A 17,925-nucleotide genomic window follows, 5' to 3' on the forward strand; every position below is an offset into this window, starting at 1 on the left:
GCAGGGGATCGTGGAGCGCTTGAACAAGGAGGAAATCGATGCAGGAATTCAGGCATGTGCTGGAGACGCGTGGTCGCTATCAGCTGGTAGCGGTGTCCTACGAGCCGGTGTACGCTCCGGGCGATGTGGTCGGCCATGCGGTCGTCGCCGACGATGGGGATCGTCTGACCGACCTGGTATCACTGGCCGAAGCGCGCCAACTGCTGTTGCAGCGGGTGCGTGAAGAGGGCGAAGAGCCCGGGCTGGAGAACGAAAACAACCTGCGGAAGAAGGCGTCGCGCTGGCGCCGCCGCTAGGCCGTCGCGCCCTCGTGCGCATCATGGAGGATCCGGGTGTTGCCCAGTAAGAAGTATTCGATCATCGCCATCATCACGCTGGCGACCCTGCTGCTTGGTTTCGTGTTTTCCGGCTACCTGACTCTGCTGTTCCTGGGGCTGGACACCAAGCTTTTCACCTGGAACACGTACTACCAGTACTACCACGCCATCGGCCAGCCGCAGGTCGCGCCGTTCGTGGGCAAGATCAAATGGGCCGGCTACGTGGGCTTCGGCCTTCCCCTGCTGGTGCTGCTGGTCACCGGCCTGGTGCTGCTGCTGAAGAAGGACAAGCGTTCGCTGCACGGTGATGCACGCTTTGCCACCGGCGCCGACCTGGCCAAGCATGGCATGTTCAAGAAGACCGGGCAGAGCATCGTGGTCGGCAGCCACAGCGGCAAGCTGGTGCGGCTGGACGGCCAGCAGTTCGTGATCCTGGCCGCGCCGACCCGCTCGGGCAAGGGCGTGGGCGTGGTCATCCCGAACCTGCTCGAGTATGCCGAATCACTGGTGGTGCTGGACATCAAGCAGGAGAACTTCGACCTGACCAGTGGCTGGCGCGCCAGCCAGGGCCAGGAGATCTACCTGTTCAATCCCTTCGCCGAGGACCGGCGCACGCATCGCTGGAACCCGCTCAGCTACGTCTCCGATGACCCGGCGTTCCGGGTGTCGGACCTGATGAGCATCGCCGCAATGCTGTATCCGGACGGCGCCGAGGACCAGAAGTTCTGGGTCAGCCAGGCGCGCAACGCGTTCATGGCCTTCACCCTGTATCTGTTCGAGAACTGGGACGACGAGCGCAGCAGCGGCTTCCCGGGCGGCTCGGGTACGCCGACGCTGGGTTCTGTCTACCGGTTGTCATCCGGCGACGGCACCGACCTGAAGAAGTACCTCAAGGCCTTGTCGGAGCGTTCGTTCCTCAGCGCCAACGCGCGCTCGGCGTTCGCCAACATGCTGTCCCAGGCTGACGAGACCTTCGCCTCGATCCTGGGCACCTTCAAGGAACCGCTCAACCCCTGGATCAACCCGGTGCTGGACAAGGCCACCAGCAGCAACGACTTCCTGCTGACCGACGTCCGCAAGAAGAAGATGACCATCTACATCGGCATCCAGCCGAACAAGCTGGCCGAGAGCCGCCTGATCATCAACCTGTTCTTCAGCCAGCTGATCAACCTCAACACCAAGGAACTGCCCAAGTCCAACCCGGATCTGAAGTACCAGTGCCTGCTGCTGATGGACGAATTCACCTCGATCGGCAAGGTCGAGATCATCGCCTCGGCGGTGTCCTACATGGCCGGTTACAACATCCGCCTGCTGCCGATCATCCAGAGCATGTCCCAGCTCGATGCCACCTACGGCCGGGAAGTCTCGCGAACGATCATCACCAACCACGCGCTGCAGATCCTGTACGCGCCGCGCGAGCAGCAGGACGCCAACGACTATTCGGACATGCTGGGCTACACCACCATCCGCAAGAAGAACGTCACCCACGCCCGCGAGAAGACCCACAGCTTCACCGAGGAGCGGCGGGCACTGATGCTGCCGCAGGAGCTGAAGGCGATGGGGCCGGACAAGGAAGTGTTCCTCTATGAGGGCATACCGCATCCGGTGAAATGCGACAAGATCCGCTACTACAAGGACCGCTACTTCACCTCGCGGCTGCTGCCGAAGGTCGATGTTCCGATGCTGAAAGTCTGATTTCACAAACATAAAAACGTGAAGTGAATTCACATTCACTGACGTGAAATGGTGCGCTCCGTCAAAAAAACAACACGCTTCGGTGGAATTTCAGGTTTTCCTGACATGGAATTGACGCGCAGTTGTGTAACCCTGTGTGCGGCGTCCAGAGATGTGTGCTGGGTGTCAAAGTTTTGAAGCAGGGTGGCCAGGAGTTTGTGCCATGGAAACAAGGATGGTTTCGACGTTGGTATGGGTGTGCAGGTGCGTGACGGGGAAGCTCCGTCGTTCGGCCTGCAACCTGGTTGGCAGCCTTCGGGCTGCAGGGGAGCCGGAGTGGGTGTGCTGCATGTCAGTGCGTCCCTCCGATTCCGGCGTGCGCCATGCAGCGCCGGACGGCCAGGGAACCAACGTTCGAAACTGCTTTTTCGTACGTCAAAGTGAAGCCCGTATGAATCAGGCGTTTATCGCGAAAATGTCCATCGCCGCAGTTGCGGCGCTGATGGTGGCAGGGTGTGCCACCAAGCCCGCCCCCGATTTCGGAGGCCGCTGGAAGCCGGTCAACCGCTTCGCCGCGGCCACAACCGAGATTCCGCTGTATTCCAGTTACGTCTACCAGGCCTCGCCGATGGATGGCACGCTCAAAGCCATGCTCGAGCGTTGGGCCAAGGATTCCGGACGCACGCTGGACTATCGCCTCAGCTCGGATTTCACCCTGTACGGCGCGGTCTCGAACATCGACACCACCAATGCGCAGCAGGCCGTGATCGACCTCACCGCAGCGTATGCGGCGCAGGGTATCTCCGTCTCCATCGTAGGCAACCAGATCGTTGTGCAGAGCGCTGGCTCGACGCCCACCGCGTCGGCGCAGGGCGCTGATTCCAACAGCGGCACCTGAGTCCACCTCGAAACCATCGAACGTGCCGCTCCCCGCGCCTGTCGCAGGGGCTCCACGCCCATTGATGTTTCAGCAGTACGGAAGAATCCATGTTCCGCAAGAAGGATCCCGGCAATAGTCCCAAGGTCGAGCAGTCGGTCGCCAAGGCGGTCAGCTACGAGATCACCGTGGCCGACATGGCGCGTCGTAGTGAGCGCCGTGCCTGGTGGGTCGCCACCGGCTCATTGCTGATGTCGCTGGCACTGGCTGGCGGCTACTACTACATGCTGCCGCTGAAGGAGAAGGTGCCCTTCCTGGTGATGGCCGATGCCTACACGGGTACCGCTACGGTGGCGCGCCTGAGGGGTACGTTCCAGGGCGAGACGATCACCACCAATGAGGCGGTCAACCGCAGCAATGTCGCCCAGTACGTGCTGGCGCGCGAGTCGTACGACTCCGCGGTGATGGGGTTGCGCGACTGGGAGCTGGTGTTCGTCATGTCCAGTGATGCCGTCGCCGCAAGCATGAAGCAGCGCTATGCCAGCAACAATCCGCAGAATCCGTTCGTGATGTACGGCCGGGGCAAGGCGATCAGGGTCAAGATCCTCAGCATTACCCCGCTGGGCGTGCAGGCGAACGGCAGCTTCCGTGGCGCGTCCGTGCGCATCCAGCGCAGCCTGCTGGACAAGCGCAGCGGTGCATCGACCTATCTGGACAACCAGCTGGTCACCATGCGCTTCCAGTACAACCAGAATCTGGCGCTCTCCGAACAGGACCGCGTGCTCAATCCATTGGCGTTCCAGGTCACGGAGTACCGTGTCGACAACGACTATGCGCGCGGCGTGCCCGTGCCGGATGACGGTGCCATGCAGCAACAGGCCCAGGATGCTGCGCAACAGGCACAGCTCGCTGCACAGCAGGCGCAGGGCATGTACGTTCCGAACAATCCGGCCGCTGCCACCATGATCGATCCCGCCACCGGTCAGCCTGTCGCAGTGCCGGCCAGTGGGCAGATGCAGCCGATGCAGGGTGCGCCCATGCAGGGGCAGCCGGTCCAGGGGCAGCCGATGCCGGGGCAGGGCGCGCCGGGACAGCCGGCAATGATGCCGGCACCGAACCATTCCACCGGAAATGCTGATGGAGCAAGCAACCGATGAGTAGTCGAAAAATCAGGGGAAGCGCGTGGGCGCTGCTGTCGTTGCTGTCGCTGGTGTTTTCCAGCGCGGCGATGGCGCAGGCAGTTGACCACTACGAGTATGAGAAGGACCGCATCTACCCGGTTCGCACCGGCCTGGGCCTCACCACCCAGATCGAGCTGAGCCCGAACGAGAAGATCCTCGACTACAGCACCGGCTTCAGCAGCGGCTGGGAACTCACCCGTCGCGAGAACGTGTTCTATCTCAAGCCGAAGAACGTCGACGTCGACACCAACATGATGGTGCGTACCGAGACCCATTCGTACATTTTCGAGCTGAAAGTCGTTGCCACCGACTGGCGCCAGCTTGAGCAGGCCCGTCGCGCCGGCGTGCAGTACAAGATCGCCTTCGTCTATCCGAATGACACTGTGTTCGGGCCTGCCCAGGCAGCGGTCGAGGAAGAGGCGCAGCCGCTGCTGAGCACCGAGCTGGCCAAGGACCGCCAATACAACTTCAACTACTCCTATTCGACCAGCAAGGCGAAGAAGATGGGGTGGCTGATCCCGGTCAACGCCTACGACGATGGCCGTTTCACCTATCTGAAACTGCCCAACTCGCCCGAATACAAGACCGGCATCTTCCCGGCCGTGTTCGGTCGCGAGAAGGAGTACGGCGAGGATTTCGTGGTCAACACCACGGTTGAGGGCAATACGCTGATCGTGCACGGGACCTACCCGTACCTGGTCATCCGCCACGGCGACTTCGTCGTCGGCCTGCGAAGGAATGTGAAGAAATGAGCCAGCAGAACACTCCCGGCAACGATCCAAATCCGTCTCCGTACGGGCAGGGCCCTGCGGCTCAGGAGCCACCGACGAACCCGTATTATGGGCATGCGCAGGCCGAGGCAACCCCGGACCTGGATGCCAGTGCCCCGCAGCTTCGCTCTGCGGAAGAGCAGCGCTTGAACCGCAAGGCGCTGTTGTTCCTCGGCGGCATCCTGGTGTTGTTGCTGGCCATGGGCTTCCTGCTGCTGCGCAAGGGCAAGGAAGACGCTGAAGAAGTCAAGGCGCCGCCGCAGGTTGCACGTTCGAGCACCCCCGACCTGCCGATCATTGCACCCTCCGCGATTCGCGAGGCCGCCCGGGAAGCCGCCGAACCCATTCCGATGCTGCCGCCACCGCCGCAGGAAACGATGGGCCCGACGTTCATTCCTCGTGCCGAACCCGAGCGCGAGGTCGAGCGTGGCCCGAGTCTGCTGGATCGCCGCATTGCCGGTAGTGGTGGCGCAGGCGTGGGCACGGGCGATGCTGGCGGCCAGGCCGCAGCAGGGGACAACGACGATCCCTACATGCAGGCCACGTTGGCTGCGCTGCAGGCGCAGAACGGCAATGCTCCGCCGGCCAAGGTGCGCCGCGGGCCTGACGTGGAGGATGTGTCCAATGCTTCCTACATCCGGAGCCCCGACGCGCTGCTGGTGCGTGGCACCTATCTGCGTTGTGTACTCGAGACACGCATCATCACCGATCTTGCAGGTTATACGTCGTGCCTGTTGACCGAGCCGGTCTACTCGATCAACGGCCGCAGCCTGCTGCTGCCCAAGGGGTCCAAGATCTATGGTGCGTACGGTGGCGGTCCCAAGGGCAAGCGCGTGGAAGTGATCTGGGATCGCATCACCACGCCCAATGGCATCGACGTGGCCATGTCCAGCCCGGGCGTGGATCAGCTGGGTGGTGCTGGTCATCCTGGCCAGTACAGCGCGCACTGGGGTAGTCGCATTGCGTCGGCGTTGATGATCAGCCTGATCGCCGACGCCTTCAAGTACGCCGCAGCCGAGCATGGTCCAGAGTCGACGACGGTTTCCAGCAATGGTTTCGCCGTTCGTTCGCCCTATGAAAGCGCCACTGCGCGCACGATGGAGCGTCTCGCCAACGAAGCCCTCACCAGTTCGAATCGCCCGCCGACTGTCACCATCAACCAGGGCACCATCGTGAACGTCTACGTCGCAAAGGACGTTGACTTCACCAACGTGCTCAACCCGCGCCGGTAACCCGAAGAACAACCATGGACGCCGAAGTGTCACCCCTCGCCCTCGTTTCCAGCGATTTCCTGCGCTATCAGTACGAAGTGCTGGGCATCGCCGAGTACATGACATCCCCGGAAGTGACGGAAATCTGCATCAACCGTCCCGGTGAGCTGTACCTGGAAACCCGGGCCGGGTGGCAGCGGGTGGAGGTGCCGGGCCTGACCTTCGAGCGGGCCCGGCAGTTCTGCACGGCAGTGGTGAACGAGAGCAACACCGGCCAGCGCATCACCGATGCCGATCCGGTGGTGTCGCTCACGTTCCCCACCGGCCAGCGTGCGCAGTTCGTGATTCCACCTGCCTGTGATGCCGGCAAGGTTTCGATCACGATCCGCCTGCCGTCCAAGCACACCAAGTCGCTCACCCAGTACCACGAGGATGGTTTCTTCAACCAGATCCTGGAACAGGATGGCAGTCTGAGCGAGCAGGACCGCGAGCTGCTGGAACTGCGCCAGCAGCGCGAGTACGCAGAGTTCTTCCGTCGTGCGGTGATGTACCGCAAGAACATCGTGGTCTCCGGTGCGACCGGTAGCGGCAAGACCACCTTCATGAAAGCGCTGGTCAATCATATCCCGGACAACGAGCGCCTGGTCACGATCGAGGACGCACGCGAGCTGTTTCTGACCCAACCCAATGTGGTGCACCTGCTGTACTCCAAGGGCGGGCAGAGCACCAGCAATGTCAGCGCAAAGAGTTGCATGGAAGCCTGCCTGCGCATGAAGCCAGAACGCATCATCCTGGCCGAGCTGCGCGGTGACGAGGCGTTCTACTTCATCCGCAACTGCGCATCGGGCCACCCGGGCTCGATCACCAGTTGCCATGCCGGCAGCCCGGAGCAGACCTGGGATCAGCTGGCGCTGATGGTGAAGGCCTCGGCCGAGGGTTCGGGCCTGGAGTTCAACGTGATCAAGCGACTGTTGATGATGACCATCGACATCGTCGTGCATATCAAGGCGCATGCCGGCTCGCGCTACATCACCGGCATCGACTTCAATCCTGGGCGTGCCCAGGGGCAGGAGGGCTGACCAATGCTGCCAGGACTGGAAATGATGGCGTGCCCGGAAATGGCCGTCTCGATGGACGTGATGCAGCACGTCATCAACGTGGAATCGTCGCGCAACCCCTATGCCATCGGCGTGGTCGGCGGCGCCCTGGTGCGCCAGCCCAAGGCCCTCGACGAGGCGCTGGCCACCGTTCGCATGCTGGAGGAGAAGGGCTACAACTTCTCCATTGGCCTGGCCCAGGTCAACCGTTACAACCTGGGCAAGTACGGGCTGGATTCCTACGAGAAGGCCTTCCAGCAGTGCCCGAACCTGCAGGCTGGTTCGCGCATCCTCGCCGATTGCTACAAGCGCTCCGGTGGTGACTGGGGCAAGTCGTTCAGCTGCTACTACTCGGGCAACTTCGAGACCGGCTTCCGTCACGGGTACGTGCAGAAGATCTACGACTCGATCCGCCGCGGTCAGCAGGTCGCAAGCAACGGCGTCGCGCCGATTGACGTGGTCAGCCGCGGCGAGCGTCGGGTGGTCAGGGTCGAACATCATCCGCAGACGGCCTCGCCGGCCCAGGCACGCATCGTCGCCCAGGCCAGTGCGCCGGTGTACGTGCCGTCCAATGACCCGGCCCGGGCCTACACCGTTTACCCATCCACCGGTGCGATGGCCCGCGGCAGCCTGCTGAACATCGCCGACCAGGCGGTATCGCGCGTGGTGCTGGGTTCGGTCGATCGAATGATGCAGCCACAGGCGCAGGGCGGAAACGATATGCCGCAGCAGGCTCCGCAGCCGTATCAGCAGCCTGGTGCGGCGCAGGGTGGGGCAGCCATGCCGCAACAGCTTCCCGGGACGGCTGCTGGCGCGAATGCGCCGGTGATGCTGCGCCCCTGGAACGAGCGCAACGCGCCGGCAGCGGATGCCCAGAATTTCTACAACGCACCGGCACCACGTGCCCCGGTGCAGCAGATTCCCGCAGGGGATGCGGCCTTCGTGTTCTGACGAAGTCGTGGTGCGACCGGTCCCCCGGCTGGTCGATTCAGTTGTGTTAGTCCATCAACAAGGAAATCAATCCATGAAGCGATTCAATCTCGACCTCGTCCAGGCCCAGCGCACGCTGAAGACCATGCTGATGGCGGTCGCATTCGCAGGTGCTGTGTTCGCTCCCCAGGCCCTGGCCGGCACCGACTTCGGTGGTACCGATGGCAAGGTCTGCGGCTTCTTCTCCAACATCAACGGCCTGCTGAACATGGCCTCGATCGCCGTGGTCACGATCGCCGTGATCTTCGCCGGTTACCAGATCGCGTTTGCCCACAAGCGTATCGGTGACGTGGCCCCGATCCTGATCGGCGGTGTGCTGATCGGCGCGGCGGGCCAGATCGCGCGCATGCTGCTCGGCAAGGAAGCTGGCAACTGCGACAACGTCGGCGGTGGCGGCGACGGCGCTGGCATGGCGTTTGAAATGATCAAGCACGCCGTCCAGTACTACAGTGCATAAGAACGTCCTGTTCCGGGGCTGCACGCGCCCAGCGATGTTCCTGGGCGTTCCCTACCTGCCATTTTTCATGGTGGCGGGTGGGTTGTTGCTGCTGAGCATGTACACGAATTTCTGGTTTCTGCTGTCCATCCCGGTGGCGATCTTCATCATGCGGCAGATGGCCAAGCGTGACGAGATGATCTTCCGCCTGCTGGGGCTGCGGCTGATGTTCAAGCTCAAGACGCGCAACGTGCAGGAGCACGATGGCATGTGGGTGTTCAACCCGAATCACTACCGCAGCAAGCCGGCCCCCAGGGATTGAGGGCTGGATCCGGCCACGCGGGCGATGAGCGCCCGCCTGGCCAACTCCGAATCTTTGCCGGCAGTACCTTTTGGAAGCAGTCGTATGTTCAACCCAGATACCTCCATCAGCGAATTCATCCCCTTGTCGTCGCACGTGGCTCCGAATGTGGTGAAGACCACGGGCGGCGACTACCTGTTGACGTGGCACCTGGAAGGGCTGCCGTTCGTGGGGCGCGAAGAATGGGAGCTTGAGCATCGGCACAACACGTTCAACCGGTTGCTGCAGACGCTGCGCGCGCCGGATTTCGTCAACGTCGCCTTCTGGGTGCATGACATCCGGCGCCGTCGCACCCTGAAGGGAAAGAGCCACTACAAGCAGCGCTTCAACCAGGATGTGTCCGACCAGTACATGGGCATGCTGTCCTCGCAGCGCATCATGCAGAACGAGCTGTACCTGACGATGATCTATCGTCCGGTGGTGGCGGGTAAACGCTTCGTGGAGAAGTCTGCGAACGTGGACAAGCTGCGCGCCGAGCAGGAGCAGGCTGTCGAGAAGCTGATGGAGCTGGCCGGCAACGTCGAGGCGGTGATCCGCGACTACGCGCCGTACCGGCTCGGCATGTACGAAGCCAAGAACGGCGTGGTGTTTTCCGAAACGCTGGAGCTGTTCGGCTACCTGATCAACCGCATCGATGAGCCGGTGCCGGTACTGTCGGCGCCAGTGAAAGACTATCTTCCGGTCAGCCGGCACATGTTCTCGGCCAAGACCGGCGATTTCGTGATCAATACGCCCAATGGCGTCAATCATTTCGGCGCGATCCTGAATATCAAGGAGTATGCCGAGGGAACCTATCCGGGAATCCTCAATGGTCTGAAGTACCTGGACTACGAGTACGTCATCACCCATTCGTTCAGCCCGATGGGGCGCCAGGATGCCTTGAAGGTGCTGGACCGGACCAAGGGCATGATGATCTCCTCGGGCGACAAGGCGGTCAGCCAGATCGTTGAACTCGACCAGGCGATGGATCATCTGTCGTCAGGCAACTTCGTGCTGGGCGAGTACCACTTCATCATGGCGGTCTACGGCGACAGCCAGGCCAAGCTGTCGCAGAACGTGGCCTCGACCCGTGCCGAGCTGTCCAACGCCGGATTCGTGTCGACCAAGGAAGATCTGGCGGTCACCTCGTCGTTCTATTCGCAGCTGCCGGCCAACTGGCGCTTCCGCACGCGGCTGGCCAACGTCAGCTCGCTGAACTTCCTCGGCCTGTCGCCGCTTCACAATTTCGCCACCGGCAAGCAGCACAACAACCCGTGGGGTGACTGCGTGACCACGCTGCAGACCACCAACGGCCAGCCGTACTACTTCAATTTCCACGCGACCCATCCATCCGAGAATTCGCTGGGTGAGAAGGCGATCGCCAATACCATGGTGATCGGCAAGTCCGGTACCGGTAAGACCGCGCTGATCAACTTCCTGCTCAGCCAGGTGCAGAAGTACGAACCGTCGCCGACCATCTTCTTCTTCGACAAGGACCGCGGCGCCGAGATCTTCGTGCGCGCCTGTGGTGGCAACTACCTGGCCCTGGAGAATGGTGCGCCGACCGGCTTCAATCCGTTCCAGTGCGAGAACAACGAATCCAACGTGCAGTTCCTGGCTGACCTGATCAAGGTTCTGGCCGGCAAGCGCGAGTACAGCGCCCGCGAGGAAGAGGACATCTACCGCGCGGTGGAGAGCATGCTCGATACGCCGATGCACCTGCGCAGCATGACCAATTTCCAGAAGAGCCTGCCCAACATGGGCGATGACGGTCTCTACGCGCGCATGCGTCGTTGGACCTCGGGCAATTCGCTGGGTTGGGTCTTCGACAATCCGATCGATACGGTGGATCTGAGCAAGGCCAACATCATCGGCTTCGACTACACCGACATCATCGACAACCCCGAAGTGCGCGTGCCGGTCATCAATTACCTGCTGCACCGCCTGGAGTCGCTGATCGACGGTCGTCCGCTGATCTATGTGATGGACGAATTCTGGAAGATCCTGGACGGCGAGGGTGGCCTGAAGGAGTTCGCGAAGAACAAGCAGAAGACCATCCGTAAGCAGAACGGCCTGGGAATCTTCGCCACGCAGAGCCCGGAAGATGCGCTGAAGAGTGACATCTCCGCTGCCCTGATCGAGCAGACCGCCACGCTCATCCTGCTGCCGAACCCGAACGCCAGCAAGAGCGACTACATGGATGGCCTGAAGTTGACCGAGGCGGAGTTCAAGGTGGTCACGGCACTGGACGAGCGCTCGCGCTGCTTCCTGGTCAAGCAGGGCCATGCTTCCAGTGTCTGCCAGCTCAACCTGCGTGGCATGGACGACATCCTGTCGGTGATCTCGGCCTCGACCGACAACATCGACATCATGCATCGGGTGCTGCAGACGGCTGCAGTCCGCAATCGGATCACTGTGGACGAACTCACGCCGGAACAGTGGCTGGAGGACTTCTACAAGAACCGAAAGGGCTCTGGTAAAGCCAAGGCCTCTGCCGAAACCGATGCGGCTTGAAAGCCCTGGATCAGACAGCGCCGAATGAAATCCATTCCCCTGGAGAAGAACATGAGCATGACATCCCGAAATCACAAGCGCCACCGCGGTCTGCGTCAGAAGCGCCTGGCAGCCATCCTGCTGGGGAGCATGGTCATGTTCTCCACCACGTCGGTTTCGGCCGGTGGTTACCCTGTCTTCGACCTCAGTAATCTCATGCAGGCACTGAAGGACTTTGCCCAAGGGAAGGCGCAAATGAAGGCTGACGGGCTGGAGTACGCGGCTCAGGTAACTCGGTGGAGAAGGACGTTCCAGGAGTACCAAAATGCGCTTGTCCAGATCCAGGGCATGATCAACAACTTCGGCTTGCCGCCAGGCGCCACATTGGAGCGGGTTCCAGACGACTATATGGTCGCCGACCTCTGCCGTACGTCGGCGGGCTTCAGCGCTGGCAGCCTGCTGAAGAAGTTTGTGCTGGATACCTCCGGTGATCTCTACGCGCAGCAGCAGCAGCTGTGCGTCAACATCCAGATGATGGAAAACCGGAAGCGCAACGAGACGGTGGATTTCATCGAGAAGACCATTCCCAGCATCAACGCGTCGTTGTCTGAGATCATGGGCTGGAGAGGCGGCGCCGATGGCAACCTTGCGGGAACTCTTTCGGCCGTGAACAGCGACTCCCTGCGTACGGCAAACGATATTTCCAAGCTGCAGCAGGAGTGGGAGGCGCGCATGCGGTCCTACGACGCCTATCAGGAGTCAATGAAGGCCAATCAGCGCGTGCTGGCGCGCGTGGCATTGAAGGGCAAGCCGGGCGTCATCTCGCAGCTGGTCAAGACGGCTGCATTGGAAGGCGCTTTGCACATCGACTGACGTCGCTTGGGGCAGGTGCATAGGCACCGGCTCCATGAGGTTGTCCGGTAGGGATACATCAAGGGATTGCGGAAATGATCAGGTCGATTGCCAATTTTGATTTCAATGGCGGATTCCAGGATTTGATGGGGCACGTTGCACGTGTCCAGTCGATCGGGGATTTCGTGTTTTTCAAGTTCATCTTCGACTTCCTGCGAAAGAAGATAAACAAGTTCGGCATCGACATGATGGGGGAAATGATGCAGTGGGTCGGCGGCATCGCCCTCACGCTCATGACCCTGTGGGTGCTGGTGCAGGGCTTCCGCATCGTGACCGGCCGCAGCCGGGACTCAATGATGGTATTGGTGACCAATATGGCGCGTGCGGCGTTGATCGTCAGCGCGGCCACCACGATGGGCGCTTTCGGCACCAACCTGCAGAGCTTCCTCACCCACGACGTCAAGGCAGAAATCACGAAGGTCGTGACAGGCTCGAACGAGTCACCCGAAGCTCAGATCGACAAGAGCCTGGCATGGATGCAGGTGGCGCTTTCCAGTATCGACGCCATCCAGATCATGAATGACGGGGAGCTGCTGGAGGACAAGAAGCGGGCACTGTTCTTCATCGGCATGGGCACCGCAGGTCCAGCCATCACCGCTGGTGCGATGCTGATGCTGTATGAAATCGCCATGGCGCTGTTCATCGGCTTTGGCCCTCTGTTCATCCTCTGCCTGTTGTTCGACCAGACCAAGCAGTTGTTCCAGCGTTGGCTGTTCTACGGCATCGGCACGATGTTCTCCATGGCCGTACTTGCAGCGATGGTCTCCATTGCACTGGATATGGTGGTACGTGTAGCGGCCACTTTCTGGACCACAGCGCTGGTGCAGGAGTTCATCCTCAAGGAAAGCATGTCCGACGGCATGACCAGCCAGGCAATGCAGCAGGGAGGCATGGGCCTGATCCTCACCGCGTTGATCCTGACTACACCCCCAATGGCAGCGATGTTCTTCCAGGGTACCCTGGGCACCTTCATGGCATATTCGCAGATAGGTGGTGGCGCCAGTGCCTCGCCGAGTGCTGATGGTCGTCCGCCGGGCATGTCGGCTCCGCCGCCGGCGGCTCCAGAGGCCGCGTCGGGCCACAATGCAGCAAATCCTCAGAACAGTCTGGGCCGAGTGTTTGACGGCACGGGCGGGGCGGGAGGAACCACACCTGGTCAACGTGGCGCGGCGAACGCCAATCAAGGAAATTAGAGGCTGGACTGACGATGAGCGCCAACGGTTTTCTGAAATATCTTTGCTTGTCTTTCGTGTTTATGGGTTCTGCATACATCAATTCTGCGTCAGCAGAAGGTCGCTGCCCTCCGGGCCAGTATCCGATCGGCGATCAGGGAGTGGGCGGCTGTGCTCCCATCCCTGGTGCAGGCCGGAGCGCGCCTGATGAGAATCCCGGGCACTGGGTTAAGACGTGGGGAGCCGTTGCGGGATCCATGAATGGCGATGCGGGTGCATCGACTGGCCATCAGGCCAAGGCCTCGGCCGAGCAACAGGCGATCGAGCGCTGCGGTCACTGGGGAGCAACTGATTGCAAGGTTCTGTACACCTATTACAACCAGTGCTATGCGTCCATCAGAACCGGCCGGCCGGACAATGGAACGATGTTCAACGCGGGTGCTACCAAGGAACAGGCGCTGGAAAGGGCGACGCAGGATTGTCGGAATTCGGGAAGCCAGGAGTGCACGTTCGTCCACTCGGACTGCACCAAGCCCTTCTTTCAGGAGGGCTGATATGGCAAATCATATTGCCTCCCGTTCTTTGGATGTCGCTTGAAGCACTGCGGAAGGCTTCAAGGAAGATGACGGGTGCGGAGCATCAGACCACCGAGTGATCAACAGTGATGTCCAAAAAGTCTTGGCAATGGCCGGATTCAAGCATCTGGGTAACATTTCTTGGGTTTTTGACGCTGGCGTTTGCCGTGCTCGTCGTTACTGAAAATGCCAATGCCGAAGGCCGTTGCCCTGGGGGCCAGTACCCGATTGGTGGCCAAGGCGTTGGAGGCTGCGCACCCATACCCGGCGCGGCTCAGAGCGCCCCGCAGGAGAATCCCGGGTACTGGGTCAAGACATGGGGTGCAGTCGCCAGCTCGCCTGGAGGAGATGCAGGTTCTGCCACTGGGCATCAGGCCAAGGCTTCGGCAGAGCGCCAAGCCGTCGAGCGATGCCGGCAGGGCGGAGCTACCGACTGCACAGTCGTTTTTACCTACTACAACCAGTGCTATGCGGTTGTCCGGGCTGCACGACCGGACAATGGCATGAGATTCAACACCGGGGCGACGAAAGAACAGGCGCAGGAGCGGGCAACCAAGGACTGCAAGGATTTGGGAAGTCAGGCTTGCTCCGTTTTCCATTCTGACTGTACCAAGCCGTTCTTCCAGCAAGACTGATCGGTTGTGACATCACACGGAGATTCAAGGCAATGGCCGACTTCAAATCTCTGCGTGGTGATTCAGCTTTCGTGATTTCTGCTCTGCTGTTCGCTGCATTACTTGTTGCCAGCAACGCCAGTGCCGAGGGCCGATGCCCTTCCGGCCAGTACCCCATCGGCGATCAAGGGGTTGGTGGGTGTGCCCCGATTCCTGGGGCAGGGGCGACTGCCCGCGACCCCGGGCCCGCGAGTCAGTGGCATAAGACGTGGGGGGCGATTGCGTCGTCCGACGCGACCGCAGATGCGGGTGTTGCAACGGGCCGGCCGAGCAAGGAGAACGCGGAGCAGTTTGCTCTGGCAGACTGCGGTAGGCGCGGTGCTTCCGATTGCCGAGTCATCTACACGTATAGAAACCAGTGCGTTGCATGGTTGGTTCCCAATAGCCAGGGCGGGGCTTCCCGCGCCGGTCTTGCCAGCGCCAAGGACTCCGCCGAAGCGCGGAAGTTTGCCCAGCAGTCGTGCGTCAACACCGATGGAAAGGCGTGTCAGGTTGCATACGAGGACTGTACGAAGCCGGTCTATGAGTCATTCTGACCCGTTGATCGGATTGTCGGACTGGCAGCCAGTGCAACTCGAGATGGCGGCGAAAAGCTTCATGTGTTTGGGTGCAGCTCCGTTTGTTCTCTTGGCTCCAGCATCGGCTGTGGGCAACGATCATCTGCTCAGGCCGTCCCACCTCCCACAATGGGCAGCAAAGGAATGAGTCTCCCCATGAAACGGATCCACCTCGCTTTTCTTCCGTGTCTGCTGACTGCAGGCCTGCTGCCGTTCACTGCGCTTGCCGAAGGCAACTGCCCGCAGGGCATGTATCCCATCGGTGGCCAGGGTGTACAGGGCTGTGCGCCCATTCCGGTGAGCAGCTCAGGATCCCCGTACAACAATCGCCCCAACTGGGCGCAGACCGTGCGCGGCGTGGCGATGGATGCCCGCGGCGACACCTTCATCAGCAACTCGATGCGCTCGCGGGGCAAGGCAAAGCGTGCATCCATGAAGGAGTGCAAGGAGTTCGGGAAAGGCGAATGTAGGTTGGCGACCCTGTTCCAGGCGCAATGCGTGGCGGTCGCCCACGCGGGTCTGGGCACGGAAACCACCAGCGTCGCCACCGCCATGTCCGAACAGGGAGCGGTCGTTGTCGCGATGCAGCAATGCAGCGCGAAGGCGGCATGGAAGCAGCTGCCGCAGGGTCAATGCGGGATCGCCAGAACGGCCTGTACGGCGGATCTGTTCATCAGGTAAGGCGCCATTCACGCTAAGCCCCGTTTTCTGTGATCAATTCCGCTTTTCGATTTCCTCGCACTTCGACGCGGCAGAACACCTCGCGGTAAGCTCCCCGCGCGTCATGAAAATGACGCTCCAGTGCCGCCGAATGCAGGAGTTCTTCCGTCCAATGAGGACGCTGTCAGCCCCTGCATCGGGTGACGCTCGCCATCATCGCGGTCTTGCCGTACGCAAGGCTATGATCCCTGTCCGCGCAGGCGCGGATAAGCCGGAACGCGTTCCGGCTGGGCAGGGAGGCGGGCATCGGCATGACCACATTGAAGGAGTGGGAGGGGATGGAAGACAGGGTTGGCGCACACATGGACGATGCCCTGGCATTCGTTCCGTCCGGTGCGAACCTGCTGGAAGCTGTCAGGGGCGAGCTCAACGGCGATGGCATCGAGTATCAGCTGCTGGTCATCGACCAGCCGACACCGGAAGGGCTGGTGCCCGGCCAGCACGGACCGAACCGGGTGCTGCTGTTGCTGCGCGGTGACGGGTGCGGGCGCTGGCAGCTGGCCGCGCGCAACGACAAGCTGGTGCCGTGCTCCACCCGCGGCGGCATTGCAGGCGATCCGTTCGCCTACGTGACGATCGAGGATGGTGCCTTCAGCGTGATCACCAACGGCGGTAGCCGCGAGCGCTGGAGCAGCACCTACCGGTTCCGCTATGCGCCTGCGGACAAGGCCTGCTGGGTTGACGGGGTGAGACGCAAGGTCGTGGATATCGAGACCGAAGCGACCAACATCCGGGATTACTCGGCGGCGGAGCTGGGCAGGGTGAGGTTCGAGGACTTCGACCCATCCAGTGTTGCCGAGGTGTCGCTTCCATGAGCCAAGCTCCAACCGGCGGAAGGGAATCCGCGCTGATGAAGATTCAGGAGTTGCACTGTGTCGACCGATAGAGAGTCGCAGCTGTTGCGACAGGCGACCAAAGCCGGCATCGACTCCCCGCTTGAACTGGCCAATTTCATGGCCCAGGCAGGGCACGAGTCGCGCGGCTTGAGCCGGCTCAACGAGAGCTTCAACTTCACCCGGGGAATCTCGCAGATCCCGGTGGAGGCTGCGTGGCGCAATGGCAACGCCGCGTTGGAGAGCGCCCGCCAGGAAGCGCTGCGTGGTCGCCCGGAAAACCTGGCTGAGTTGATGTACGGCGGGCGCATGGGCAACGACGCGCCTGGTGACGCGCTGAAGTACCACGGCCGCGGCTATCTGCCATTGGTCGGCAAGGAGAATTACGAGCGTGCCGGCAAGGCGCTGGATCTGGACCTGGTGAATCACCCGGAGCTGGCAGCGCAGCCCGAGCACGCAGGTCGTATTGCCGTATGGCAGTGGCAGACACGGGTGCCGGAGGGGGCGCGCCATGATGTGCGCGAAGCAACTTATGCGCTCAACGGCGCGCTCAATGGCATCGAGGCGCGCCGGCAACGATTTGAGGTCTGGCAGCAGAAGTTGACGCCGGACGTGATGGCGCGACTGGATCGCGGCGAAGTCGGTGCGCCGGCGCAGACCGTTGCACGCGACATGTCGCATGCCGGTGAGCCCGGCAACGCATTGTTCGAGGATGCGCGCCGGCACCTGCAGCAGATGGGGCCACAAAGTGGACTGCGCAGTGCACAGGAGCTCGACAATACCGCTGGCGCATTGGCGCTGGGGGCGAAGAAGGCCGGCCTGTCGCGTATTGATCATCTGCTGGCGGGCAACGACGGCCGTACGCTGTTTGCAGTGCAGGGCGCGCTGGGTGATCCGGCCATGCTGCGTGCGTCTGTTGACCGGGAGCAGGCCTCCCAGCAGCCACTGGCGCAGAGCAGCCAGCAGTTGGCGGCCAGCGTTGCGCAGCAGGATCCGACGGCCGCGCTCGCCCGCGAGCAGGAGCAGCGTTCCCGATCCCTGTAGCACTTGATGCCGGCGGGCAGGGTGCCCGCTGGCGCTTTACGTACGACGCGTG

Annotated in this window: 19 protein-coding genes; all 19 read left to right on the forward strand. The window is 61.7% G+C overall.

The window, feature by feature from the left end; genetic code table 11:
* The first annotated feature begins 38 nt into the window (after positions 1–38).
* The 19 genes from ACZK0Z_RS09220 (at position 39) to ACZK0Z_RS09310 (ending at position 17,873) form a co-directional block, all read left to right on the forward strand.
* Complete coding sequence (locus ACZK0Z_RS09220; RefSeq protein WP_005410128.1) at positions 39–296, forward strand: hypothetical protein; 258 nt, start codon at positions 39–41, stop codon at positions 294–296.
* 36 nt (positions 297–332) lie between these two features.
* Positions 333–2,012 (forward strand): type IV secretory system conjugative DNA transfer family protein, encoded by a 1,680-nt coding sequence (locus ACZK0Z_RS09225; protein WP_197632134.1) that lies wholly within the window; start codon positions 333–335, stop codon positions 2,010–2,012.
* Between the two features lie 430 nt (positions 2,013–2,442).
* Entirely contained in the window at positions 2,443–2,889 is a 447-nt protein-coding gene (locus tag ACZK0Z_RS09230; RefSeq protein ID WP_099550992.1) for a hypothetical protein, read from the forward strand.
* A gap of 89 nt (positions 2,890–2,978) precedes the next feature.
* Entirely contained in the window at positions 2,979–4,025 is a 1,047-nt protein-coding gene (locus tag ACZK0Z_RS09235) for a VirB8 family type IV secretion system protein (RefSeq protein ID WP_049429684.1), read from the forward strand.
* Positions 4,022–4,801 carry a TrbG/VirB9 family P-type conjugative transfer protein gene (locus ACZK0Z_RS09240; protein WP_033833167.1) on the forward strand — a complete coding sequence of 260 codons (780 nt, stop codon included), beginning with the start codon at positions 4,022–4,024 and terminating at the stop codon, positions 4,799–4,801. The genes ACZK0Z_RS09235 and ACZK0Z_RS09240 overlap by 4 nt, the downstream gene beginning before the upstream one ends.
* Complete coding sequence (locus ACZK0Z_RS09245) at positions 4,798–6,051, forward strand: TrbI/VirB10 family protein (RefSeq protein ID WP_197632133.1); 1,254 nt, start codon at positions 4,798–4,800, stop codon at positions 6,049–6,051. The genes ACZK0Z_RS09240 and ACZK0Z_RS09245 overlap by 4 nt, the downstream gene beginning before the upstream one ends.
* Before the next feature lie 14 nt (positions 6,052–6,065).
* On the forward strand, positions 6,066–7,109 hold the full coding sequence (gene virB11, locus ACZK0Z_RS09250) for a P-type DNA transfer ATPase VirB11 (protein ID WP_033833165.1): 1,044 nt from the start codon (positions 6,066–6,068) through the stop codon (positions 7,107–7,109).
* A 3-nt stretch (positions 7,110–7,112) separates the two neighbouring features.
* A complete protein-coding gene (locus ACZK0Z_RS09255; protein ID WP_197632132.1) occupies positions 7,113–8,078 on the forward strand; it encodes a lytic transglycosylase domain-containing protein in 966 nt (321 codons plus the stop codon).
* 73 nt (positions 8,079–8,151) lie between these two features.
* Positions 8,152–8,574 (forward strand): TrbC/VirB2 family protein, encoded by a 423-nt coding sequence (locus ACZK0Z_RS09260; RefSeq protein WP_111113698.1) that lies wholly within the window; start codon positions 8,152–8,154, stop codon positions 8,572–8,574.
* The gene (locus ACZK0Z_RS09265) at positions 8,567–8,875 is read left to right on the forward strand and encodes a VirB3 family type IV secretion system protein (RefSeq protein ID WP_099550998.1); all 309 of its coding nucleotides are present in this window, start codon (positions 8,567–8,569) and stop codon (positions 8,873–8,875) included. The genes ACZK0Z_RS09260 and ACZK0Z_RS09265 overlap by 8 nt, the downstream gene beginning before the upstream one ends.
* Before the next feature lie 84 nt (positions 8,876–8,959).
* A complete protein-coding gene (locus ACZK0Z_RS09270) occupies positions 8,960–11,407 on the forward strand; it encodes a VirB4 family type IV secretion/conjugal transfer ATPase (protein WP_197619812.1) in 2,448 nt (815 codons plus the stop codon).
* Positions 11,408–11,431: 24 nt separating this feature from the next.
* Positions 11,432–12,259: a hypothetical protein gene (locus ACZK0Z_RS09275; protein ID WP_049429680.1), complete on the forward strand. Its 828-nt coding sequence runs from the start codon at positions 11,432–11,434 to the stop codon at positions 12,257–12,259.
* Between the two features lie 74 nt (positions 12,260–12,333).
* A complete protein-coding gene (locus tag ACZK0Z_RS09280; protein ID WP_049429679.1) occupies positions 12,334–13,491 on the forward strand; it encodes a TrbL/VirB6 family protein in 1,158 nt (385 codons plus the stop codon).
* 14 nt (positions 13,492–13,505) lie between these two features.
* Entirely contained in the window at positions 13,506–14,024 is a 519-nt protein-coding gene (locus ACZK0Z_RS09285; protein WP_336339839.1) for a DUF4189 domain-containing protein, read from the forward strand.
* Positions 14,025–14,134: 110 nt separating this feature from the next.
* Complete coding sequence (locus ACZK0Z_RS09290) at positions 14,135–14,680, forward strand: DUF4189 domain-containing protein (RefSeq protein WP_080355029.1); 546 nt, start codon at positions 14,135–14,137, stop codon at positions 14,678–14,680.
* A gap of 32 nt (positions 14,681–14,712) precedes the next feature.
* On the forward strand, positions 14,713–15,255 hold the full coding sequence (locus tag ACZK0Z_RS09295) for a DUF4189 domain-containing protein (protein WP_080355028.1): 543 nt from the start codon (positions 14,713–14,715) through the stop codon (positions 15,253–15,255).
* A 177-nt stretch (positions 15,256–15,432) separates the two neighbouring features.
* Positions 15,433–15,957 (forward strand): DUF4189 domain-containing protein, encoded by a 525-nt coding sequence (locus ACZK0Z_RS09300; protein ID WP_049429678.1) that lies wholly within the window; start codon positions 15,433–15,435, stop codon positions 15,955–15,957.
* A 317-nt stretch (positions 15,958–16,274) separates the two neighbouring features.
* Positions 16,275–16,811 carry a hypothetical protein gene (locus ACZK0Z_RS09305; protein ID WP_197632131.1) on the forward strand — a complete coding sequence of 179 codons (537 nt, stop codon included), beginning with the start codon at positions 16,275–16,277 and terminating at the stop codon, positions 16,809–16,811.
* A gap of 57 nt (positions 16,812–16,868) precedes the next feature.
* Entirely contained in the window at positions 16,869–17,873 is a 1,005-nt protein-coding gene (locus ACZK0Z_RS09310) for an XVIPCD domain-containing protein (RefSeq protein ID WP_049459748.1), read from the forward strand.
* The last annotated feature ends 52 nt before the right edge of the window (positions 17,874–17,925 follow it).

This window comes from Stenotrophomonas sp. 116085_Sma, from assembly GCF_056479585.1.